Below are 22,141 nucleotides of genomic sequence, written 5' to 3' on the forward strand. Positions count from 1 at the left end.
ATCTCTCCATCCATCTCCTCTATTAATATATGGCGTGCCATACGGGTCTCGACCCTTGGACTAGGCTCCGATTCGGATCGGAATGGATGTCCGCGACGGTTTTTGTTTGTTTTGTTATTGACTCGGTAACAATTATTTAGAGTATAGAAACCTACACAACTTTATTGATTTAGGGGGTTATTGAAATGGCCAAAGCAAAATTTGAACGTAGCAAGCCTCACGTCAACATCGGCACCATCGGTCACATTGACCATGGTAAGACCACGTTGACTGCCGCTATCACCAAGCTGGCCGCCATGGCCGGCAACGGCGAGTTCATCGCCTTTGATGAGATCGACAAGGCTCCTGAAGAGAAAGAGCGCGGCATCACCATCGCCACCGCTCACGTCGAGTACGAGACCGACAATCGCCACTACGCACACGTGGACTGCCCCGGTCACGCCGACTACATCAAGAACATGATCACTGGTGCCGCTCAGATGGACGGTGCCATCCTGGTCTGCGCAGCCACCGACGGTCCCATGCCCCAGACCCGTGAGCACATCCTGCTCGCCCGTCAGGTCGGCGTGCCCGCCATGGTCGTCTTCATGAACAAGTGCGACATGGTCGACGACGAAGAGCTGCTCGAGCTGGTCGAGATGGAAATCCGCGAGCTCCTCGACAAGTACGAATTCCCCGGCGACGAGATTCCGGTTGTTCAGGGTTCCGCCCTGAAGGCCCTGGAATGCGAGTCCGTCGACGATCCCGCAGCCGGCCCGATCTTCGAGCTGCTCAAGGCCTGCGACGAATACATCCCCGAGCCGGAGCGCGACGTCGACATGCCGTTCCTCATGCCCGTGGAAGACGTTTTCTCCATCTCCGGTCGCGGCACCGTCATCACCGGTCGTGTTGAGCGCGGCGTCATCAAGGTCGGTGAGGAAGTCGCCATCATCGGTATCAAGGACACCATCAAGACCACCTGCACCGGTGTCGAGATGTTCCGCAAGCTGCTCGACCAGGGCCAGGCCGGTGACAACGTCGGTCTCCTGATCCGCGGCGTGAAGCGTGAGGAAGTGGAACGCGGCCAGGTTGCTGCCAAGCCCGGTTCCATCACCCCGCACACCAAGTTCAAGGCCGAGGTCTACGTCCTGTCCAAGGATGAAGGCGGTCGTCACACCCCGTTCTTCACCGGTTACCGTCCCCAGTTCTACTTCCGTACGACGGACATCACCGGTGTCGTCACCCTTGACGACGGCGTCGAAATGGTCATGCCCGGCGATAACGCCACCTTCAACGTCGAACTCATCGCTCCCATCGCCATGGAAGCCGGTCTCCGCTTCGCCATCCGCGAAGGCGGCCGTACCGTCGGCGCCGGTGTTGTGACCGAGATCGTGGAGTAGCACAATGCGCGTCAACATTCAGCTGCAGTGCACCGAGTGCAAGCGTAAGAACTACGCAACGCAGAAGAACAAGAAGAACACTACCGGACGTCTGGAAGTGAAGAAGTATTGTCCCTGGGACAAGAAACACACCGTCCACAAAGAGTCCAAGTAGTCTTCGATAGAGCAGGGGTATAGTTCCAACGGCTAGAACGCCGGTCTCCAAAACCGGATGTTGGGGGTTCGAATCCCTCTACCCCTGCCAACTTAGTCTTACAGCGGCGCGGGACCTCGCAACAGCGGGGTCCCGCCAACCGCTCAATAATTGGGAAGAGATATGGCCAGGAAAAAAAGCAAGAAGGTCGCTGAAAAGCAGGCCGCACAGGCTCAGTCTACAGGTCTGATGGGCAAAGTCAGGGAGCTGTTGCAGTTCTTTGAGGAGTCCAAAGTCGAGATCAAGAAAGTGGTCTGGCCCACCCGCAAGGAAACGGTCACCACGTGTATTGCCGTGTTTGTCGTTTCCGTGGTCATCGCTCTCTATCTGGGCGTGGTCGATTTGGCGCTCTCCAAGATCGTCGAGGTCGTCCTTTCCTAGGACCCAAGCTACCTCCGAAGGCTGGAACACGACATGGATGCCACAATGGAACAAGCCGCGCCTCGCGCCCGCTGGTACATCGTTCACACCTACTCAGGATTTGAGCAGCGTGTGGAGTTGACCATCCGCGAGATGATGCGCACCGGACAGGACAAGGGTCTCATCGAAGAGGTCGTCATGCCCACCGAAAAGATCGTCGAGATGGTCAAGGGTGAGCGCAAGACGAGCACCCGCAAGTTCTATCCCGGCTACATCATGGTCAAGATGATCCTGACGGATGATTCCTGGCATCTTATCCAGTCCATCCCGCGTGTGACCGGGTTTGTCGGCGGCAAGAACCGTCCGACCCCCATGCGCGACAGCGAGGCGGAAAACATCCTCAACATGATGGAAAGCCGCCAGGAAAAACCGCGTCCCAAGTTCAATTTCGAACGCGGAGACGAGGTGCGGGTCATCGACGGCCCGTTCAGCGGATTCAACGGTGTTGTGGAAGAAGTGAACTACGACAAGGGCAAACTCAAGGTTTCCGTCTCCATTTTCGGGCGGCAGACTCCTGTGGAGCTCGACTTTGTCCAAGTGGACAAGGGATAGCCCGAAATATACTCGCAAACAGCGAAATTTCTCATCGAGGAATACAATGGCCAAGAAAGAATTAGGAAAGATCAAACTGCAGATTCCCGCAGGCAGTGCAAACCCCTCCCCGCCGGTCGGTCCGGCCCTGGGTCAGCACGGCGTGAATATCATGGAATTCTGCAAGGCGTTCAATGCCAAGACGCAGGACCAGAAGGGACTCATCATCCCTGTCGTCATCACGGTCTATCAGGACCGTTCCTTCGACTTCATCACCAAGACTCCTCCGGCCGCAGTGCTGCTCAAACGTGCAGCCAAGGTCGAGAAGGGCTCCGGTGAACCCAACAAGGAGAAGGTCGGCAAGGTTACCCGGGCTCAGGTCAGGGAGATCGCCGAATTGAAGATGGTCGATTTGAATGCCAATGACATCGAAAACGCCATGCTTCAGATTGAGGGCACCGCCCGCAGCATGGGTCTCGAAGTCAAGGGTTAATGAGGAAATAACAATGCCTAAGCATGGAAAAAAATACCGCAACGCTATCGGTGATCGTGACACTGATGTGCGAGTCGGTGTCGAGGAAGGCGTCAAGGTCGCTGTCGACAACGCATTTGCAAAGTTCGACGAGACCGTGGACGTCGCTATCAACCTCGGCGTGGACCCCAAGTACTCCGATCAGATGATCCGGGGCGCAGTCTCCCTGCCCAATGGGCTGGGCAAGGACGTGCGCGTGGCCGTCTTCTGTAAGGGCGAAAAGGAAAACGAGGCCAAGGAAGCCGGTGCCGATTACTACGGTTCCGACGATCTGGTCGAAAAAATTCAGGGTGGCTGGCTCGATTTCGACAAGGCCGTCGCGACCCCCGACATGATGGCAGTGGTCGGCAAGATCGGCCGTGTGCTCGGCCCCCGCGGCCTGATGCCCAACGCCAAGACCGGCACCGTGACCATGGACGTGGCCACCGCCGTGTCCGAACTCAAGGCCGGTAAGGTCGAGTTCAAGGTCGACAAGGCGGGCGTGCTGCACGCTCCCATCGGCAAGGTCTCTTTCGGACCTGACAAGCTCCTGGAAAACCTCCGGTCCCTGCTGGATACCGTCATGCGCCTGAAGCCCTCCTCCGCGAAGGGCACCTATATGAAGGGCCTGGCCGTGTCTTCCACCATGGGCCCCGGCGTCAAGATCGATCCCTTGACTGTCAGGAAATTCCTGGATAGCTAAGATAAGTTTATGGATTGCCGGGCTCCTTCGGGAGCCCTGTAGATAATCGCACGGAAGGTTGAGTCAGAGACGGCAGGTGGGGGACGTTACCCTCTTAATATCCTGCTCAGACAACGCTTTGACCTGCTTTCCGGGCCGAACGACGAGGAGTGGTAGATGAACAGGCAAGAAAAGGCCCAGATCATCGAGCAGCTGCACGAAAAAGCTTCGCGCGCCAGCATCGCCATCGTCACCGACTTCAAAGGTCTGACCGTAGAGGAAATGACCAATCTGCGCGCCAAGTGCTATGAAGCCGGAGTCGATTACCAGGTCGTCAAGAATACCCTGGCCCGGTTGGCTCTTCAGGACACCGATCACGGTGGACTGAGTGAACACCTCAAAGAGAACTGCGCCGTTGCGCTGGGCTACGATGATCCCGTAGCCCTGGCCAAGACGCTGGCCGATTACGGCAAGGGGAACAAAAAGTTCTCCATGCGTTTCGGCTCTCTCGAAGGGAAATTCCTTGATACCGACGGCGTGAAGGAACTCGCCACAATGCCCAGCAAGCCTGAGCTCTTGAGTTCCGTACTCGGCACAATGCAAGCCGTACCGCGTAATTTCGTGTGTCTGTTCGCAAACATCGAGCGCAAATTCCTGTATGCCTTGACCGCCATCAAGGACCAGAAGGAAGCCGCTTAAACACAAGGTTCAAAGCGAATCAATTTTTAAGGAGAATTTACCATGGCTGATATCACCAAAGAACAGGTCGTCGAATTCATCGGCAACATGACCGTCCTGGAACTGTCCGAATTCATCAAGGAACTCGAAGACGTCTTCGGCGTCGAGGCCGCTGCTCCCGCAGCCGCCATGATGGTTGCTCCCGCAGCCGGCGGCGACGCTGGTGGCGACGACGAGCAGACCGAGTTCAGCGTCATCCTGACCGGTGCCGGCGGCAACAAGATCGCCGTCATCAAGGCTGTCCGCGCCATCACCGGCCTGGGTCTCAAGGAGGCCAAGGCTCTGGTCGACGAAGCTCCCAAGGCTCTGAAGGAAGGCGTTTCCAAGGAAGAAGCCGACGAAGCCGCCAAGCAGCTCCAGGAAGCTGGCGCTGAAGTTGAAGTCAAGTAACTTCAACATCTTAAGCTGACAAAGCAAAGAGCGCTCGTCCTTGCTATAAGGGCGTTGCGCTCTTTGCTCTGTATGTATATATAATGGTTTAATCGCCTTTTGATTTTGGGTTTGCTCGCTGTAGGATGACAATCTGCTCCTCGTCGGTGTGCCGGTGGTTTTGGTTCCGGCTGCAGCTTATCTACCCATTTCCCCGCACCTTGCGCCGTTCTGGCCATGGTGCCTGACAGAGGGCCAGGGCCCCCCAAACCCGGCGCCCCAACCATCAACCACTCATGCATGAGGGTACAATGGGTCAACTGAGAAAAAAATTCGGCAAAATCGTCAACACGCTCCCCATCCCGCACCTGCTGGAACTCCAGGTGGATTCGTACAATCGTTTCCTCCAGGCGGAGACCCCGCCGGCCAGCCGTGGTGATTTCGGGCTTGAGGGCGTGTTCAGGTCCGTTTTTCCCATTGAAGATTTCAACAAGACCGCTAGCCTTGATTTCGTCTCCTATGAAATCGGCGAACCAAAATACGACGTCGATGAGTGCATCTCGAAGGGCCTGACCTACGAGACACCCATACGTATCACCGTCCGTCTCGTAGTTTTTGACGTGGACGAAGAGACTGACAACCGCACGATTCGAGACATCAAGGAACAGGACATCTACTTCGGCACGCTCCCGCTCATGACCGAGAAGGGAACCTACGTGATCAATGGCACCGAGCGTGTCATCGTGAACCAGTTGCAGCGTTCCCCCGGCATCATCTTCGAGCATGATTCCGGCAAGTCCCACTCCAGCCGCAAAGTCCTGTACTCGAGCCGCATCATTCCCATGCGCGGCTCCTGGCTCGATTTCGATTTCGATCACAAGGACATCCTGTACGTGCGCATCGACCGCCGCCGCAAGATGCCCGTCACCATACTGCTCAAGGCCATGGGGCTGTCCCGGGCCGACATCCTCGATTACTTCTACGACATCGAGTCCTACACCCTGCTCAAGACCAAGGTGCAGCGCACCGTGGTCGCCGAACAGTACCGCAAGGAAATCGCCTTCACCGACATCAAGGTCGACGGCAAGGTCGTTATCGCCAAGGGCAAGGACATCACCAAGGGCGCCTGGCGCAAGCTGGTGCGTGCCGAGGTCAAGAATATCGAGGTCGATCCCGATTCCCTGGTGGGCCAGTACCTGGCCAGGGACATGGTGGACAAGAACGGCGAAGTGCTCGCCGAGGCGGCCGAAGAGCTTACTCCCGAGCTCATCGAGAGGCTCCGCGAGGCCAAGATCAAGGACCTGGACGTGCTGCACACCCGCGGCATGGAGGTTTCCTCTTCCCTGCGCGACACGCTCTTGCTCGACAAGACCACCGACATGGAGACCGCGCAGATCGAGATTTACCGTCGTCTGCGCCCCAGCTCTCCGCCCACGCCCGAGATTGCGTCCAACTTCTTCGAGAACCTGTTCCGCTCATCCGACTACTACGACCTGTCCAGCGTGGGCCGTTACAAGCTCAATTCCCGTCTGAACCAGGATGTGGACCTGTCGATCCGTACCCTGACCAACGAGGACATCCTCCTGGCGGTCAGGGAACTGATGCGGCTCAAGGATTCCCACGGCCCGGCCGACGACATCGACCATCTGGGCAACCGCCGCGTCCGCCCCGTGGGCGAACTGGTGGAGAACCAGTACCGCATCGGTCTCGTCCGCATGGAGCGCGCCATCAAGGAGCGCATGTCCCTGCAGGAAGTGGCCACCCTGATGCCCCATGACCTGATCAACCCCAAGCCGGTTGCCGCAGTGCTCAAGGAGTTCTTCGGAACTTCCCAGCTCAGCCAGTTCATGGATCAGACCAACCCGCTTTCCGAGGTCACCCACAAGCGCCGTCTCTCCGCGCTGGGACCCGGCGGCCTGACCCGCGAACGCGCGGGCTTCGAAGTGCGCGACGTGCATACTTCGCACTACGGCCGCATCTGCCCCATTGAGACTCCGGAAGGCCCGAACATCGGCCTGATCGTGTCCCTGACCACCTACGCCAAGGTCAATGACTACGGTTTCATCGAGACGCCGTACCGTAAGGTCGTGGACAAAAAGATCACCAATGAGATCAATTACATGGATGCGTCCAAGGAAGCCAAGGAAGTGGTGGCCCAGGCCAACGCTCCCCTGGACGACAAGGGCGTGTTCGTCAATCCGCGCGTCAACGCGCGCTTGGCGGGCGACGTTCAGCTGACCGCAGCCGAAGACGTCACCTGCATGGACATCAGCCCCAGCCAGACGGTTTCCATCTCGGCCGCGCTGATTCCGTTCCTGGAGCACGATGACGCCAACCGCGCGCTCATGGGTTCCAACATGATGCGTCAGGCCGTGCCCCTTCTCCAGGCCGAGGAGCCGCTTGTCGGCACCGGCATGGAAGGCCCGGTCGCTCGCGACTCCGGCGCCTGCGTGCTGGCCGAGGAAGATGGCGTCGTCCACTATGTGGATGCCGAGCGCGTCATCATCAACTACGATAAGGGGTTGTACTCCAAGTCCGGCGGCGCCAAGCACTACGAGCTGCAGAAGTGGCACAAGTCCAACCAGAACTCCTGCTTCGGCCAGACGCCCCGCGTCCAGGTCGGGCAGCGCGTCCTCAAGGGCGAAGTCCTGGCCGACGGCCCCGGCATCGACCACGGCGAGCTTGCCCTGGGCAAGAACCTGCTCGTGGCCTTCATGCCCTGGTGCGGTTTCAACTACGAGGACTCCATCCTCATCTCCGAGCGCATGGTCAAGGAAGACGTGTTCACCTCCATCCACATCGAGGAGTTCGAACTGGTCGCCCGCGACACCAAGCTCGGACCCGAAGAGGTGACCCGCGACATCTCCAACGTCTCGGAAGAGATGCTCCGCAACCTCGACGAATGCGGCATCATCCGCATCGGTGCGCGCATCAAGCCCGACGACATCATGGTCGGTAAGATCACGCCCAAGGGCGAGACCCAGCTGACCCCGGAAGAGAAGCTCCTGCGGGCCATCTTCGGCGACAAGGCGCGCGACGTGAAGAACACGTCCCTCAAGGTGCCGCCGGGAATCGCGGGCACGGTCGTGGACGTCAAGGTCTTCAACCGCCGCTCCGGCGAAAAGGACGACCGCACCAAGGCTATCGAGGATGCCGAACTGGCCGCCTTCGACGTCAAGGAACTGAAGCACATCGCTTCCCTGACGGACGCCGTGCGCGAAAGGATCTGGGATTCCCTCGAAGGGACCAAGCTCAAGAAGGACCTTGTCGGCTCCAAGAAGACCACGCTGGCCAAGTCCGGCGAAGTCATCAGCCGCGAAGCCCTGGACGGCGTCCCCGTCAAGAAGCTGATCGGCCTCTTCGACAAGGACGCCAATGACCAGCTCAAGCTGATCGTGGCCGACTACGAGTCGCAGGTCGCCTTCATCAAGAATATATATGACGTCAAGCGCGAGAAGGTTACCGAAGGCGATGATCTGCCTCCGGGCGTCATCAAGATGGTCAAGGTCTACGTCGCCGTGAAGCGCAAGCTCTCCGTGGGTGACAAAATGGCCGGTCGTCACGGCAACAAGGGCGTCGTTTCCTGCATCCTTCCCGAGGAAGACATGCCGTTCTTCGACGACGGCACCCCCATGGACATCGTCCTCAACCCGCTGGGCGTTCCCTCCCGTATGAATATCGGGCAGATCATGGAAACCCACCTGGGCATGGCAGGGCGCAAGCTCGGCCAGCAGGTCACCGCCATGCTGGAAGAGTCCGGCAATTCCCTCAAGGGAATCCGCGAGGAAGTGAAATCCATCCTGGCGACCCCGGACATGGACGAGTTGATCGACACCCTGGACGACGAGCAGTTCGTCGATGCCCTCAAGAAGCTCAAGAACGGCATCGTCGCCAAGACCCCGGTCTTCGACGGCGCCGAGGAAGACGGCATCTGGGGCTGGCTGGAAAAGGCCGGTCTCGCCTCCGACGGCAAGTTCATCCTGTATGACGGCCGCACGGGCGAGCCCTTCCACAGCCGCGTCACCGTGGGCATCATGTACATCCTCAAGCTGCACCACCTGGTCGACGAGAAGATCCACGCCCGGTCCACGGGCCCGTACTCCCTCGTCACGCAGCAGCCTCTGGGCGGTAAGGCCCAGTTCGGCGGACAGCGACTGGGTGAAATGGAAGTCTGGGCGCTGGAAGCATACGGCGCCGCGTACCTCCTGCAGGAGTTCCTGACCGTCAAGTCCGACGATGTGCAGGGCCGCGTGAAGATGTACGAGAAGATCGTCAAGGGCGACAACTTCCTGGAAGCCGGCTTGCCGGAATCCTTCAACGTCCTGGTCAAGGAACTCATGTCGCTGGGTCTGGATGTGACCCTGCACTACGAGGACCGCAAGCGGCCCGGCGCACCTTCCGCGCCGACCATGCCTTCGGCAATGCAGCCGCTGGTGGACTAGCGACGACCATAAGGTAATAGGCCCGGCCGGCTCAGCGGCCGGCCGGGCATGAGATAACTTTTTACGATAGGGGATATCCATGACGTTGGACGATCTGTTCACCTTGCGTGGAGCGCCGAATCAGGCGGCCCAGGGCCGAAACCTGAAGGCTATCCAGATATCCATTGCCTCCCCCGAGACCATTCGCGAATGGTCCTTCGGCGAGGTTAAAAAACCGGAAACCATCAACTACCGGACCTTCAAGCCGGAACGTGATGGCCTTTTCTGCGCCAAGATCTTCGGTCCCGTGAAGGACTACGAGTGCAACTGCGGCAAGTACAAGCGCATGAAGCATCGCGGCATCGTCTGCGAGAAGTGCGGCGTCGAGGTCATCGCCTCCAAGGTCCGCCGCGAGCGCATGGGCCACATCGAGCTGGCCGCTCCGGTTGCGCATATCTGGTTTCTCAAGACGCTGCCCTCCAAGATCGGCACGCTGCTCGACATCACCATGGCCGACCTGGAGAAGGTCCTGTACTTCGACTCCTACATCGTGCTTGATCCGGGCGAAACCCCGCTCAAGACGCACCAGGTGGTGAGCGAGGACCAGTACTTCCAGGTCATCGACCACTTCGGCGAAGACGCCCTGAAAGTGGGCATGGGCGCGGAAACCGTCCGCACCATGCTGGAGGCCCTGGACCTGCCGACCCTGCGCGCCGAGTTGCGCGAGGAGTCCCAGACCACGCGGTCCCAGACCAAGAAGAAGAAAATCACCAAGCGCCTCAAGATCGTCGAGGCCTTCATCGAGTCCGGCAACAAGCCCGAGTGGATGATCATGGAAGTGATTCCCATCATCCCGCCCGAGCTGCGCCCGCTGGTCCCCCTGGACGGCGGCCGCTTCGCCACCTCGGACCTCAACGACCTGTACCGCCGCGTCATCAACCGCAACAACCGGTTGAAGAGGCTGCTGGAGCTGGGCGCTCCCGAGATCATCATCCGCAACGAGAAGCGCATGTTGCAGGAGGCCGTGGACGCACTGTTCGACAACGGCCGCCGCGGCCGCGCCATCACCGGCACCAACGGCCGTCCGCTCAAGTCCCTGTCCGACATGATCAAGGGCAAGCAGGGCCGTTTCCGCCAGAACCTGCTCGGCAAGCGCGTGGACTACTCCGGCCGTTCGGTCATCGTTGTCGGTCCCAAGCTCAAGCTGCACCAGTGCGGCCTGCCCAAGAAGATGGCGCTGGAGCTGTTCAAGCCGTTCATCTACTCCGAGCTGGAGAAACGCGAGATCGCCACCACCATCAAGTCCGCCAAGAAAATGGTCGAGCGAGAAGACCTGGTCGTCTGGGATATCCTGGAAGACGTGGTCCGCGAGTACCCGATCATGCTCAACCGCGCACCGACCCTGCACCGCCTCGGCATCCAGGCCTTTGAGCCGCTCCTGGTCGAGGGCAAGGCCATCCAGCTGCATCCGCTCGTCTGCTCCGCCTACAACGCGGACTTCGACGGTGACCAGATGGCCGTGCACGTTCCGCTCTCCGTGGAGGCGCAGATCGAATGCCGCGTGCTCATGATGTCTTCCAACAACATCCTGAGCCCGTCCAACGGCTCGCCCATCATCAACCCCTCGCAGGATATCGTCCTCGGTCTGTACTACCTGACCACGCCGCGTTCCTTCGAGAAGGGCGAGGGCATGATCTTCTCCAGCCCGGAAGAGGTCATCTCGGCCCACGATTTCGGTGTGGTGGGCATCCACGCGCGCATCAAGGTCCGCATCGACGGCGAGATCGTCGAGACCACCACCGGTCGCATCATCGTTGCCGAGCTGCTGCCCGACAAGGTGCCGTTCGACCTGGTCAACTGCGTGCTGAACAAGAAGAATATCGCCGCCCTGGTCTCCGGCGCCTACCGTCTGGCGGGCACCAAGGCCACGGTCATCCTGTGCGACAGGGTCAAGGACCTGGGTTACGAATACGCCACCCGCGCGGGCGTGACCATCGGCGTCAAGGATCTCAAGATTCCCGACGCCAAGGCCCCGATGCTCGCAACCGCCAATGCGGAAGTCGACGAGATCGAGAACCAGTTTCAGGACGGCATCATTACCCGTACCGAGAAATACAACAAGATCGTCGACGTCTGGACCAAGGTCACCAACGACATCTCCAACGAGATGATGCAGGAAATGTCCACAGACGTGCTGACCGATCCCAAGACCGGGAAGACCGAGGTCAACTCGAGCTTCAACCCGATCTACATGATGGCCACGTCCGGTGCCCGAGGCAACCAGGACCAGATGCGCCAGCTGGCCGGTATGCGCGGCCTGATGGCCAAGCCGTCCGGTGAGATCATCGAGACCCCGATCACCGCCTCCTTCCGCGAGGGGCTGTCGGTTCTCCAGTACTTCATCTCCACCCACGGCGCACGAAAGGGTCTGGCCGATACCGCGCTCAAGACCGCCAACTCCGGTTACCTGACCCGTCGTCTCGTCGACGTCGTCCAGGACGTGACCGTGTCCGAGCTGGACTGCGGCACCGTGGACGGGCTGGAACTCACCCACCTGATCAAGGGCGGCGAGATCAAGCAGCGTCTGGCCGAGCGTGTCCAGGGCCGCGTGACCATGTTCGACACCTTTGACGAGGAGACCGGCGAGCTGGTCATCCCGGCCAATACGGTCATCGATTCGCAGTACGCCAAGAAGCTCGACGCTTCCGGCGTCAACTCCATCGTCATCCGCTCCGGCCTGACCTGCAAGTCCAAGCAGGGCGTGTGCGCCCGGTGCTACGGTCGCGACCTGGCTCGCGGCCACCTGGTGAACGTGGGTGAGACGGTCGGCATCATCGCCGCCCAGTCCATCGGCGAGCCGGGCACCCAGCTGACCATGCGTACCTTCCACATCGGTGGTACCGCATCCAAGGAAATCGAATCCTCGGCCATCGAGTCCCAGCACAACGGCCGCGTCATCACGGCCCGCATGCGCACCGTCGTCAACTCCGACGGCCACAAGATGGTGCTCGGCAAGAGCTGCCAGGTGGGCATCGTCGACGAGCAGGGCCGCGAGCGTGAAAAGTACGTGCTGCCTTCCGGCGCGCGCCTGATGGTCGACGAGGGACAGGAAGTCAAGAAGGGCGACGTGCTGGCCGAATGGGATCCGTACATGGAGCCGTTCATCGTCGACGCCGCCGGTGCCATCAAGTTCAAGGATATCATCGAAGGCAAGACCGTCCAGGAGGACCGCACCTCCAAGGCGTCCTACACCATCATGGAATACCGCACCACCAACTACCGGCCCGCCGTCACCCTGCTGGGCGACGACAACAAGCCGGTCAAGCGTCCCGGCACCGACATCGATGCCAACTTCGCCATGCCGGTGGGTGCCATTCTCATGGTCAAGGACGGGGACCAGGTCAAGGCCGGTGACGTCATCGCCCGTAAGCCTCGTGAGTCGTCCAAGACCAAGGATATCGTCGGCGGTCTGCCGCGCGTCGCCGAGCTGTTCGAGGTGCGCAAGCCCAAGGATCTGGGCGTGCTCTCCTCCATCGACGGCATCGTCACCTTCGGTGCCGAGTCCAAGGGCAAGCGCAAGGTCGTGGTCACCCCGGAAGTGGGCGATGCCCAGGAATTCCTCATTCCCAAGGGCAAGCACATCACGGTTCAGGAATCCGACTTCGTCGAAGCCGGAGACCTGCTCACCGAAGGCACTCCGGAGCTGCACGACCTCCTGCGCATCAAGGGCGAGAAGTACCTTGCCCGCTACCTGGTCGAAGAGATCCAGGACGTGTACCGCTTCCAGGGCGTCAACATCAACGACAAGCACATCGAGATCATCGTGCGCCAGATGCTCAAGAAGGTCTCGATCCTGAACCCCGGCACCACCACTTTCCTTATCGGCGAGCAGGTGGACAAGCTGCGGTTCATGGAAGAAAACGCCAGGGTCGCAGCCGAGGGCGGAACCCCCGCCGTAGCCGAAACCCTGGTCCTGGGCATCACCCAGGCTTCCCTGTCCACGGATTCCTTCATCTCCGCGGCATCCTTCCAGGAGACGACCAAGGTCCTGACCGAGGCGTCCCTGAAGGGCAAGTCCGACTACCTGCGCGGCCTGAAGGAAAACGTCATCGTCGGTCGCCTGGTGCCTGCCGGTACCGGCTTCCGCAAGTACACCGATTCCGGAATCTCCGTGCCCGAACAGCCGGAGCGCCCGGACAAGTTCCTGGAGGAACTCGAAGAGAGCCCGCTTCTGGTGGATGCGCCGCAGGCGTAAACACGGGAAGTTTATAACACGGCTTTGTGCTGATATAACTGGCTGATAAAATTGGAGAGGCCTCGCCTCTCCAATTTCTTTGGCGGGAAGACCGCAAAAGTACATGGATTCTCCGGGGCAAATGCCTTGACAACGCCGGAGGATATGGAGTACTTGCGGTCCTCTTTGCGCGAAATTCGCGCGTGGGTAATCTATTAACTAATGATTGGAGGATGAATGCCCACTATTAACCAATTGCTCCGCTCCGGCCGCAAGGCGCAGCCCAAGCGGAAAAAGACCCCGGCCCTGATGGAATGCCCCCAGCGCCGCGGTGTATGCACCAGGGTGTACACCACGACCCCCAAGAAGCCGAACTCCGCGCTTCGCAAGGTCGCTCGTGTTCGCCTGACCAACGGCATGGAAGTTACCGCCTACATCGGCGGTGAAGGCCATAACCTGCAGGAACACTCCGTGGTTCTGATCCGTGGCGGTCGTGTAAAAGACCTTCCCGGTGTCCGTTACCACATCGTTCGCGGTACGCTGGACACCTCCGGTGTCGATGATCGTCGCCGTGGTCGTTCCAAGTACGGCACCAAGCGCCCGAAATAAGGTTTTAGCCTCTTTCGCAATGCCCGGGGTGGGATGACAAAGTAGGGCGGAGGCTGCCCGAAATAATGTCCCCCCGGCCGAAATTCAAGGAGAAAGAAATGCCTCGTAAAGGTCCTGTCACCAAGCGACAGATCCTGCCGGATCCTGTATACGGCAGCAAACTCGTCACTCGCTTCATCAACCGTCTGATGCTGGACGGCAAGAAGTCTACCGCAGAACGAATTTTCTACAAGGCCGTCGACGTCCTGGCCAACAAGACCAACGAAGATCCGTTGCGTGCCTTTGAGAAGTGCCTGGAAAACATCCGTCCGTCCCTGGAGGTCAAGTCCCGCCGCGTCGGCGGTGCCACCTACCAGGTGCCCATGGAAGTTCGTCCCGACCGCCAGACCGCACTCGCCATCCGCTGGCTGATCGCTTTTGCCCGCGGGCGTGGTGAGAAGGGCATGGTCGCCCGTCTTTCCGGCGAGCTTCTGGATGCCTTCAACAACCGTGGGGGCGCCGTCAAAAAGCGTGAAGATACCCACAAGATGGCAGAAGCCAACAAAGCTTTTGCACACTACCGTTGGTAGATTCGGAGCATTAAAGTGGCAAGAAAAGTACCCAGAGAAAAACAGCGCAATATTGGTATCATGGCCCACATCGATGCGGGCAAGACTACCACGACCGAGCGCATCCTGTTCTACACCGGCGTGTCCCATAAGATCGGTGAGGTCCATGACGGCGAAGCCACCATGGACTGGATGGTTCAGGAGCAGGAACGCGGCATCACCATCACGTCTGCCGCAACCACCTGCTTTTGGCGCGAGCATCGCGTCAACATCATCGATACCCCGGGCCACGTGGACTTCACCATGGAAGTCGAGCGCGCCTTGCGCGTGCTTGACGGCGCCATCGCCGTCTTCGACTCCGTGGCGGGTGTCGAGCCCCAGTCCGAAACCGTGTGGCGTCAGGCCGACCGGTACAAGGTTCCCCGCATGGCCTTCGTCAACAAGATGGACCGCGTCGGCGCGGACTTCTTCCGTTGCGTTGAAATGATGAAGACCCGGTTGGGCGCCAAAGCTGTTCCTCTGCAGCTGCCCATTGGGGCCGAGGACGATTTCGAAGGCGTCGTCGACCTGATCGAGGGCAAAGCGTACATCTATGATCATCAGGACCATGGTGCCAGCTTCACCACCACCGACATTCCCGCCGAACTCCAGGACCAGTACGAGGAGATGCGCGCGGATATGATCGAGGCCATTGCCGAGGAAGACGAGACGCTTCTGGAACGGTACATGTCCGATGAGGTGCTGACCCCCGAAGAGCTTCGCGAGGGCGTGCGCAAGGCCACCAACGCCTTGGCCATCTGCCCCGTGCTCTGCGGCACCGCATTCCGCAACAAGGGCGTCCAGCCGCTGCTCGACGCCATTGTCGACTACATGCCGTCCCCGCTGGACATCGCCATCATGAAGGGCGTCAACCCCGACAACGAAGCCGTTGTCGAGTGCCCCTGTGACGACGACAAGCCGCTGGCGGCCCTGGCATTCAAGCTGATGACCGACCCGTTCGTCGGTCACCTGACCTTCCTGCGCCTCTATTCCGGCAAGATCGAGTCCGGTGCCACGTTCATGAACGGCGCCACCGGGAAGAAGGAGCGCATCGGTCGACTTCTGAAGATGCACGCCAACAAGCGTGAGGAAATAAAAGAGGCATACGCCGGTGACATCGTCGCCGCCGTCGGCCTCAAGAACGTAGCCACCGGCGACACCCTGGCCGATCTCAAGAACCCCGTTGTTCTCGAGTCCCTGGATATTCCGGAGCCGGTCATCGAGGTGGCTATCGAACCCAAGACCAAGGCAGACCGCGACACCCTGTCCGCCGCCCTCGTCAAATTGGCCAAGGAGGACCCGTCCTTCCGCGTCAAGACCGATGAGGAAACCGGGCAGACCCTTATCGCCGGAATGGGCGAGTTGCACCTGGAAATCATCGTTGACCGCCTTCTCAGGGAGTTCAACGTGAATGCCAACGTGGGCGCTCCCCGCGTTGCGTACCGGGAGACCATCTCCGCGCCGAACAAGGTGGATGTCAAGCATGCCAAGCAGTCTGGCGGTCGTGGCCAGTACGGCCACGTTGTCCTCGAGATCGAGCCCAATCCTGAGAAGGGCTACGAGTTCGCGGACGAGATCAAGGGCGGCGTGATTCCCAAGGAATACATCCCCGCCGTTGACAAGGGCATCCAGGATGCCATGAAGAACGGCATCACCGCCGGATTCCCGGTGGTGGACGTGAAGGTCAAGCTCGTGTTCGGCTCCTACCATGAAGTCGACTCCTCTGAGCAGGCCTTCTACATTGCCGGTTCTCTGGCGATCAAGGAAGCCTGCAGAGGTGCAAAGCCGATCCTGCTCGAGCCGATCATGTCGGTGGAAGTCGTGACCCCCGAGGATTACCTCGGCGACGTCATGGGTGACTTGAACGGCCGCCGCGGCCGCGTGGGCGAAATGGAAGCCCGCGTCGGTGTGCAGGTCGTCCGCTCGTTCGTCCCGCTGTCCGAAATGTTCGGATACGCCACGGACCTGCGCTCCAAGACACAGGGCAGGGCTACCTTTACCATGCAGTTCGACCACTACGAGAAGTTGCCGAACAATTTGGCTGAAGAATTGATGAAAGGAACAGATTAACGTAGAGCCGAGGATTTTCCCTCAGCTTGACACTGCGGCGTTCGGGATGTACTCATCCCGACCGCTGCAATGAACAGCGCTTTTTTATTTTGAAAGCGCGAGTTGAGATAAATCCTTTGAGGAGAAAGCACTATGTCTGCTTCGACGATGGCGAGCGATCGCATCAGAATTAAACTGAGAGCATACGATTACCGTATTCTGGACAAGGCTGTCACCGAGATCGTTGACACCGCCCGGAATACCGGTGCGGCAATTGCCGGCCCCGTGCCGCTGCCCACCGACATTCATCGTACCACCGTCCAGAAGTCCGTTCACGTGGACAAGAAGTCCCGTGAGCAGTTTGAAATGCGCATCCATAAGCGCCTTCTGGATATTCTTGAACCCACTCAGCAGACGGTTGACGCCCTGGGCAAGCTTTCGCTTCCCGCCGGCGTGGACGTCGAAATCAAGCTCTAGGAGGATTAGTCATGGCTAAGACTCTCGGACTGCTTGGCAAGAAAGTGGGCATGACCCGCATTTTCAAGGACGATGGCACTATCTGCCCCGTGACCGTTATCGAGGCAGGCCCCTGCCCGGTCATGCAGATCAAGACCACCGACAAGGAAGGCTACAACGCCCTGCAACTCGGCTTTGACACCATTGCCGAACGCAAGGTCAACAAGCCCATGAAGGGCCACCAGGCCAAGGCCGGCAAAGACCTCTACCGCACGCTGAAGGAATTCCCCATCGAGGCGGTCGAGGAATACGAGCTGGGCCAGGAAATCACCGTGGACATTTTCGCCGCCGGCGAGAAGGTCAAGGTGACCGGCACTTCCAAGGGTAAGGGTTTCCAGGGCGTCATGAAGCGTCACAACTTCGCCGGGTCCCGCGCCTCTCACGGCGCTGAAAAGGTTCACCGCGTTCCCGGCTCCGTCGGTAACGCCACCTACCCCGGTCGTGTCTGGAAGGGCAAGAAGATGCCCGGCCAAATGGGCAACGCCCGCGTGACCGTGTCCAACGTGGAAATCGTCGACGTCCGCCCCGAGGACAACGTTCTCGTGGTGAAGGGGCAGATCCCCGGCGCCAACGGCGGTCTCGTGATGATCCGCAAGAACGGTTAGAGGTGAGTATCATGGCAAAATTACAGATCATAGATCAGAACAATAAGAAAGTGGGCGATATCGAGTTGGCTCCCGAGGTTTTCGAAGTCGAAATCCAGCCCGAGATCCTCAACCTGGTTGTCCGTTCCCAGCGCGCTGCCAAGCGCCAGGGCACCCATGCAACCAAGAACCGCGCCTTGATCAATGGCGGCGGCCGCAAGCCCTGGCGCCAGAAAGGCACCGGACGCGCCCGTGCCGGTTCCTCCCGTTCGCCCCTGTGGCGCGGCGGTGCGACCACCTTTGGTCCCCAGCCCCGCGACTACAGCTTCAAGGTGAACAAGAAGGTCCGCAAGCTGGCCCTGCAGATGGCTCTGTCCTCCCGCTTCTCCGAGGAGAAGCTGCGGGTGGTCAACACCATCGAGCTGGCCGAGATCAAGACCAAGGCGTTTGCCGAAATCGCTGAAAAGCTCGGCCTCGGCAAGACCCTCATCGTGGCCAAGGACATTGATGAGAAGCTGGCGCTGTCCGCACGGAACATGCCCCACATCAAGGTCATCGAAGCCGACAAGCTGAATGTTTACGACGTGCTGCTGTACCCCGAGCTGATCATGCTCGAGTCTGCCGCCCAAGACGTTCAAGAGAGGTTGAAGTAATGGATTATTCGAAAGTTCTGCTGAAGCCCGTGGTCTCCGAAAAGGCCAATGAGGCCAAGGAGCAATCCAATCACGTCTCTTTTTACGTCCACCCCGACTCCAACAAGATCGAGGTGAAGAAGGCCGTTGAGGCAGCCTTCGACGTCAAAGTCGAGTCCGTGAATATCGTCAAGAAGAAAGCAATGCCGCGCACGAAGTTCGGCCGGGCCACCGGTGGTCGCATCCCCGGTTACAAGAAGGCCTACGTCAAGCTTGCCGCCGGTGATAAAATCGAAATCTTCGAAGGAGTGTAACCATGGCAACCCGTAAGCTGAAGCCTACTTCTCCGGGCCGCCGGTTCCAGACGGTTTCCGATTTTGCGGAAATCACGCGGACCACTCCCGAGAAGTCGCTGACCAAGGGCCTGACCAAGAAGGCCGGTCGCAACAACAATGGTCGCGTCACCATGCGCCGTCGCGGCGGTGGTCACAAGTCCCTGTACCGCATCATCGACTTCAAGCGGAACAAGGATTCCATCCCCGCCAAGGTCGCTGAGATCGAGTACGATCCGAACCGCAGCGCCCGCATCGCACTGCTGCATTACGCAGACGGCGAGAAGCGCTACATCCTGTGCCCCGTCGGCCTGAACCAGGGTGATGTCATCACCTCCGGCGAAGGTTCCGACATCAAGCCCGGCAACGCGCTGGTCCTGGCCAATATCCCGACCGGTACCATCGTGCACAACATCGAACTGCACCCCGGAAAGGGCGGTCAGTTCTGCCGTGCCGCCGGCACGTACGCGCAGCTCATCGCAAAGGAAGGCAAGTACGCCCTCCTGCGCATGCCCTCCGGCGAGGTCCGCAAGGTCCTGGCCTCCTGCTGCGCCACCGTCGGCCAGGTTGGCAATATTCATCATGAGAACATCAAGATCGGTAAGGCCGGACGTAATCGTTGGCTTGGCCGTCGTCCGAAGGTTCGTGGTGTGGCAATGAACCCGATCGATCACCCGCTGGGTGGTGGTGAGGGCCGTAGTTCCGGTGGTCGCCATCCGGTGTCCCCGTGGGGTACCCCGGCCAAGGGCTACAAGACCCGGAACAAGAAGAAGGCTTCCTCGAAGCTCATCGTCAAACGCCGCGGCCAGAAGTAGGAGTATAACCAATGCCTAGATCTCTTAAGAAGGGCCCGTTCCTCGACGGCCATCTGATCAAGAAAATCCAAGTGGCTTCCGAGAGTGGCGACCGACGCGTGATCAAGACCTGGTCCCGTCGTTCCACCATCGTCCCGGAAATGGTCGGCATGACCTTTGCCGTCCATAATGGGCGGAAGTTCATCCCGGTGTTCGTGACCGAGAATATGGTCGGCCACAAGCTGGGCGAATTCTCCCCCACCCGCACTTACTTCGGCCATGTCGCCGACAAGAAGAAGTAGGGGAGGAGGACATCATGGAAGCGAAAGCAGTAGCAAAGTTCGTACGTGTGTCTCCGCGCAAGACCCGCATTGTTGCCGAGAACATCAAGGGCAAAGGCGTCGAAGACGCCCTGAACATTCTCCGGTTCACCCCGAAGAAGCCCGCCGAGATTCTCAGCAAGGTCCTGTACTCCGCCATTTCCAATGCGGAGCAGATGCCCGGAGTCGATGTCGACTCCCTGATCGTTGATACGGTCATGATTAACGAAGGTCCTACCTGGAAGCGTATCCAGCCGCGTGCCATGGGCCGCGCCTACCGCATCCGGAAGCGCACCAGCCATATCACCATCGTGGTGAAGGAGCAGTAATATGGGACAGAAAGTACATCCTTACGGTTTCCGGCTGGGGTATAACAAGAACTGGCTGTCCCGCTGGTACAGCAGAAAGGACTACCCCGCGTACGTCCTTCAGGACGACCAGGTTCGCAAGTTCGTCAAGAAAAAACTGTTTCAGGCCGGTGTTGCCCGTCTCGAGATCGAGCGGGCCGGCGGCAAGATTCGCCTGATCATCCACACTGCGCGTCCCGGTATCGTCATCGGGCGCAAGGGTGTTGAGATAGAAAAGTTGCGTGAAGAGTTGCGCAACAAGTTTCAAACTGAATTCACCATTGAGGTCAACGAGATCCGTCGACCGGAGGTTGAAGCTCAGCTCGTAGCTGAGAACATCGCCCAGCAACTCGAACGTCGAATTGCCTTCCGCCGTGCCATGAAGCGCACGGTGGGCCTTGCCAGGAAATTCGGCGCCGAGGGTATCAAAGTTGCGTGTGCAGGCCGCCTTGCAGGTGCCGAAATTGCGCGCGGCGAATGGTACCGTGATGGTCGTGTGCCCCTGCACACCCTCCGTGCCGACATCGACTACGGTTTCGCCGAAGCGGCTACCACCTACGGCGTGATCGGTGTCAAGGTCTGGATCTTCAAGGGTGAGATTCTGGACAAAGAGGTACAATAACAATGCTTGCTCCAAAACGAGTTAAATTCAGAAAGCGGCAGAAAGGCCGTCTCAGAGGCAAGGCCCAACGGGGTAACAGCGTGTCCTTCGGCGATATCGGCCTGAAGGCACTGGAGCACGGAAAGATCACCAGTCAGCAGATCGAGTCCGCTCGTGTCGCCATCATGCGTCACATTAAGCGCGGCGGTAAGGTCTGGATTCGCATCTTCCCTGATTATCCCACCACCTCCAAGCCCGCGGAAGTCCGCCAGGGCAAGGGTAAAGGCGCTCCCGACGGTTGGGTCGCGCCGGTGAAACCGGGCCGTATCATGTACGAAGTGAAGGGTGTTGACATCGAGCTGGCCAAGGAAGCCCTCAAGCGTGCTTCCTACAAGCTGCCGATCAAGACCACCATCGTTGTGAAGGAGGGTATGTAAATGCTGTCCAACAAGGAACTTCGTGAAATGGATGACGCAAAGCTGACCAAGACCCTGATGGATACCCGGCACGAGCTCTTCTCCATGCGTTTCAAGCATGCGACCGCTCAGCTGGAAAACACCCAGGCTCTCAGCGGCGCCAAAAAGACCATCGCCCGTATCCTGACCATTCAGCGGGAACGGCAGGGAGCGTAAGAAATGGCTGAGTATAAATTCAAAGGCAACAAGCGCGTGCTCACCGGCCTGGTGATCTCCGACAAGGCCGACAAGACCATCGTCGTCCGCGTCGAGACCCTGGTGAAGCATCCGCTGCTGAAGAAGTATATCCGCCGCCGCAAGAAGTTCATGGCCCATGATCCGGCCAATGACTGCGGTGTTGGCGATAAGGTGCAGATTGTCGAATCGAGGCCCATGTCCCGGCGTAAGCGCTGGCACCTGGTGCAGATCCTCGAAAAGGCCGTCTAGGGTTTAGGAGGATATCAGTATGATTCAGGTAGAATCCAACCTCGACGTGGCCGACAACTCCGGGGCCAAGAAGGTCCAGTGCATCAAGGTGCTTGGAGGCTCCAAGCGCCGTTATGCCGGCGTCGGCGATATCATCGTTGTGTCCATCAAGGAAGCCATGCCTCACTCCAAGGTGAAGAAGGGTTCCGTGATGAAGGCCGTTATTGTTCGGACCAAGAAGGAAATCGGCCGCGCCGATGGTTCCTACATCAAGTTCGACAACAACTCCGCTGTCCTGCTCAACACGAACATGGAGCCCGTTGGTACTCGTATCTTCGGCCCTGTTGCCCGTGAGCTTCGTGGCGCCGGTTTTATGAAGATCGTATCCCTCGCTCCCGAGGTCCTGTAAAA

Annotated in this window: 25 protein-coding genes and 1 tRNA gene; all 26 read left to right on the top strand. The window is 59.2% G+C overall.

Features of this window, described 5'->3' with window-relative positions; all coding sequences use genetic code 11:
- Positions 1–185: 185 nt before the first annotated feature.
- The 26 genes from tuf to rplN all read left to right on the top strand — a co-directional run bounded on the left by tuf (position 186) and on the right by rplN (position 22,139).
- Entirely contained in the window at positions 186–1,379 is a 1,194-nt protein-coding gene (gene tuf, locus OO730_RS14375; protein WP_264982166.1) for an elongation factor Tu, read from the top strand.
- A 4-nt stretch (positions 1,380–1,383) separates the two neighbouring features.
- Positions 1,384–1,533 carry a 50S ribosomal protein L33 gene (gene rpmG, locus OO730_RS14380; RefSeq protein ID WP_264982167.1) on the top strand — a complete coding sequence of 50 codons (150 nt, stop codon included), beginning with the start codon at positions 1,384–1,386 and terminating at the stop codon, positions 1,531–1,533.
- A 13-nt stretch (positions 1,534–1,546) separates the two neighbouring features.
- Positions 1,547–1,623: transfer RNA gene (locus OO730_RS14385), tRNA-Trp, on the top strand.
- Between the two features lie 72 nt (positions 1,624–1,695).
- Positions 1,696–1,953: a preprotein translocase subunit SecE gene (secE, locus tag OO730_RS14390; protein ID WP_264982168.1), complete on the top strand. Its 258-nt coding sequence runs from the start codon at positions 1,696–1,698 to the stop codon at positions 1,951–1,953.
- 33 nt (positions 1,954–1,986) lie between these two features.
- Positions 1,987–2,544 carry a transcription termination/antitermination protein NusG gene (nusG, locus tag OO730_RS14395; RefSeq protein ID WP_264982169.1) on the top strand — a complete coding sequence of 186 codons (558 nt, stop codon included), beginning with the start codon at positions 1,987–1,989 and terminating at the stop codon, positions 2,542–2,544.
- Positions 2,545–2,590: 46 nt separating this feature from the next.
- Complete coding sequence (gene rplK / locus OO730_RS14400; RefSeq protein ID WP_264982170.1) at positions 2,591–3,016, top strand: 50S ribosomal protein L11; 426 nt, start codon at positions 2,591–2,593, stop codon at positions 3,014–3,016.
- 13 nt (positions 3,017–3,029) lie between these two features.
- A complete protein-coding gene (gene rplA, locus OO730_RS14405; RefSeq protein ID WP_264982171.1) occupies positions 3,030–3,737 on the top strand; it encodes a 50S ribosomal protein L1 in 708 nt (235 codons plus the stop codon).
- Between the two features lie 156 nt (positions 3,738–3,893).
- Positions 3,894–4,415, top strand: a complete 522-nt coding sequence (gene rplJ / locus OO730_RS14410) for a 50S ribosomal protein L10 (protein ID WP_264982172.1) — start codon at positions 3,894–3,896, stop codon at positions 4,413–4,415.
- A 42-nt stretch (positions 4,416–4,457) separates the two neighbouring features.
- Positions 4,458–4,844, top strand: coding sequence for a 50S ribosomal protein L7/L12 (rplL, locus tag OO730_RS14415; protein WP_264982173.1), 387 nt, complete (start codon positions 4,458–4,460; stop codon positions 4,842–4,844).
- A 290-nt stretch (positions 4,845–5,134) separates the two neighbouring features.
- Positions 5,135–9,265: a DNA-directed RNA polymerase subunit beta gene (gene rpoB / locus OO730_RS14420; protein ID WP_264982174.1), complete on the top strand. Its 4,131-nt coding sequence runs from the start codon at positions 5,135–5,137 to the stop codon at positions 9,263–9,265.
- Between the two features lie 79 nt (positions 9,266–9,344).
- Positions 9,345–13,499, top strand: a complete 4,155-nt coding sequence (rpoC, locus tag OO730_RS14425; RefSeq protein WP_264982175.1) for a DNA-directed RNA polymerase subunit beta' — start codon at positions 9,345–9,347, stop codon at positions 13,497–13,499.
- Between the two features lie 216 nt (positions 13,500–13,715).
- Positions 13,716–14,087, top strand: coding sequence for a 30S ribosomal protein S12 (rpsL, locus tag OO730_RS14430; RefSeq protein ID WP_264982176.1), 372 nt, complete (start codon positions 13,716–13,718; stop codon positions 14,085–14,087).
- 98 nt (positions 14,088–14,185) lie between these two features.
- On the top strand, positions 14,186–14,656 hold the full coding sequence (rpsG, locus tag OO730_RS14435) for a 30S ribosomal protein S7 (protein ID WP_264982177.1): 471 nt from the start codon (positions 14,186–14,188) through the stop codon (positions 14,654–14,656).
- A gap of 15 nt (positions 14,657–14,671) precedes the next feature.
- Positions 14,672–16,744 (top strand): elongation factor G, encoded by a 2,073-nt coding sequence (gene fusA, locus OO730_RS14440; RefSeq protein WP_264982178.1) that lies wholly within the window; start codon positions 14,672–14,674, stop codon positions 16,742–16,744.
- A gap of 132 nt (positions 16,745–16,876) precedes the next feature.
- Positions 16,877–17,200, top strand: coding sequence for a 30S ribosomal protein S10 (gene rpsJ / locus OO730_RS14445; RefSeq protein ID WP_264982179.1), 324 nt, complete (start codon positions 16,877–16,879; stop codon positions 17,198–17,200).
- A gap of 11 nt (positions 17,201–17,211) precedes the next feature.
- Positions 17,212–17,844 (top strand): 50S ribosomal protein L3, encoded by a 633-nt coding sequence (rplC, locus tag OO730_RS14450; RefSeq protein ID WP_264982180.1) that lies wholly within the window; start codon positions 17,212–17,214, stop codon positions 17,842–17,844.
- Positions 17,845–17,855: 11 nt separating this feature from the next.
- Positions 17,856–18,476 carry a 50S ribosomal protein L4 gene (rplD, locus tag OO730_RS14455; RefSeq protein ID WP_264982181.1) on the top strand — a complete coding sequence of 207 codons (621 nt, stop codon included), beginning with the start codon at positions 17,856–17,858 and terminating at the stop codon, positions 18,474–18,476.
- Entirely contained in the window at positions 18,476–18,769 is a 294-nt protein-coding gene (rplW, locus tag OO730_RS14460) for a 50S ribosomal protein L23 (protein ID WP_264982182.1), read from the top strand. The genes rplD and rplW overlap by 1 nt, the downstream gene beginning before the upstream one ends.
- Positions 18,770–18,771: 2 nt before the next feature.
- Positions 18,772–19,602, top strand: coding sequence for a 50S ribosomal protein L2 (gene rplB / locus OO730_RS14465; RefSeq protein WP_264982183.1), 831 nt, complete (start codon positions 18,772–18,774; stop codon positions 19,600–19,602).
- 11 nt (positions 19,603–19,613) lie between these two features.
- Positions 19,614–19,883 carry a 30S ribosomal protein S19 gene (gene rpsS, locus OO730_RS14470; protein WP_264982184.1) on the top strand — a complete coding sequence of 90 codons (270 nt, stop codon included), beginning with the start codon at positions 19,614–19,616 and terminating at the stop codon, positions 19,881–19,883.
- A gap of 14 nt (positions 19,884–19,897) precedes the next feature.
- On the top strand, positions 19,898–20,230 hold the full coding sequence (gene rplV / locus OO730_RS14475; RefSeq protein ID WP_264982185.1) for a 50S ribosomal protein L22: 333 nt from the start codon (positions 19,898–19,900) through the stop codon (positions 20,228–20,230).
- Position 20,231: 1 nt separating this feature from the next.
- Positions 20,232–20,870, top strand: coding sequence for a 30S ribosomal protein S3 (gene rpsC / locus OO730_RS14480; RefSeq protein ID WP_264982186.1), 639 nt, complete (start codon positions 20,232–20,234; stop codon positions 20,868–20,870).
- A gap of 2 nt (positions 20,871–20,872) precedes the next feature.
- On the top strand, positions 20,873–21,286 hold the full coding sequence (gene rplP, locus OO730_RS14485) for a 50S ribosomal protein L16 (protein WP_264982187.1): 414 nt from the start codon (positions 20,873–20,875) through the stop codon (positions 21,284–21,286).
- Positions 21,287–21,289: 3 nt separating this feature from the next.
- Positions 21,290–21,481 carry a 50S ribosomal protein L29 gene (gene rpmC, locus OO730_RS14490; protein ID WP_264984173.1) on the top strand — a complete coding sequence of 64 codons (192 nt, stop codon included), beginning with the start codon at positions 21,290–21,292 and terminating at the stop codon, positions 21,479–21,481.
- Between the two features lie 3 nt (positions 21,482–21,484).
- Positions 21,485–21,751 (top strand): 30S ribosomal protein S17, encoded by a 267-nt coding sequence (gene rpsQ, locus OO730_RS14495; protein ID WP_264982188.1) that lies wholly within the window; start codon positions 21,485–21,487, stop codon positions 21,749–21,751.
- Between the two features lie 19 nt (positions 21,752–21,770).
- On the top strand, positions 21,771–22,139 hold the full coding sequence (rplN, locus tag OO730_RS14500) for a 50S ribosomal protein L14 (RefSeq protein WP_264982189.1): 369 nt from the start codon (positions 21,771–21,773) through the stop codon (positions 22,137–22,139).
- The last annotated feature ends 2 nt before the right edge of the window (positions 22,140–22,141 follow it).

The sequence above is a fragment of the Pseudodesulfovibrio portus genome, assembly GCF_026000375.1.
In the GTDB taxonomy this organism is placed as follows: Bacteria; Desulfobacterota; Desulfovibrionia; order Desulfovibrionales; family Desulfovibrionaceae; genus Pseudodesulfovibrio; species Pseudodesulfovibrio portus.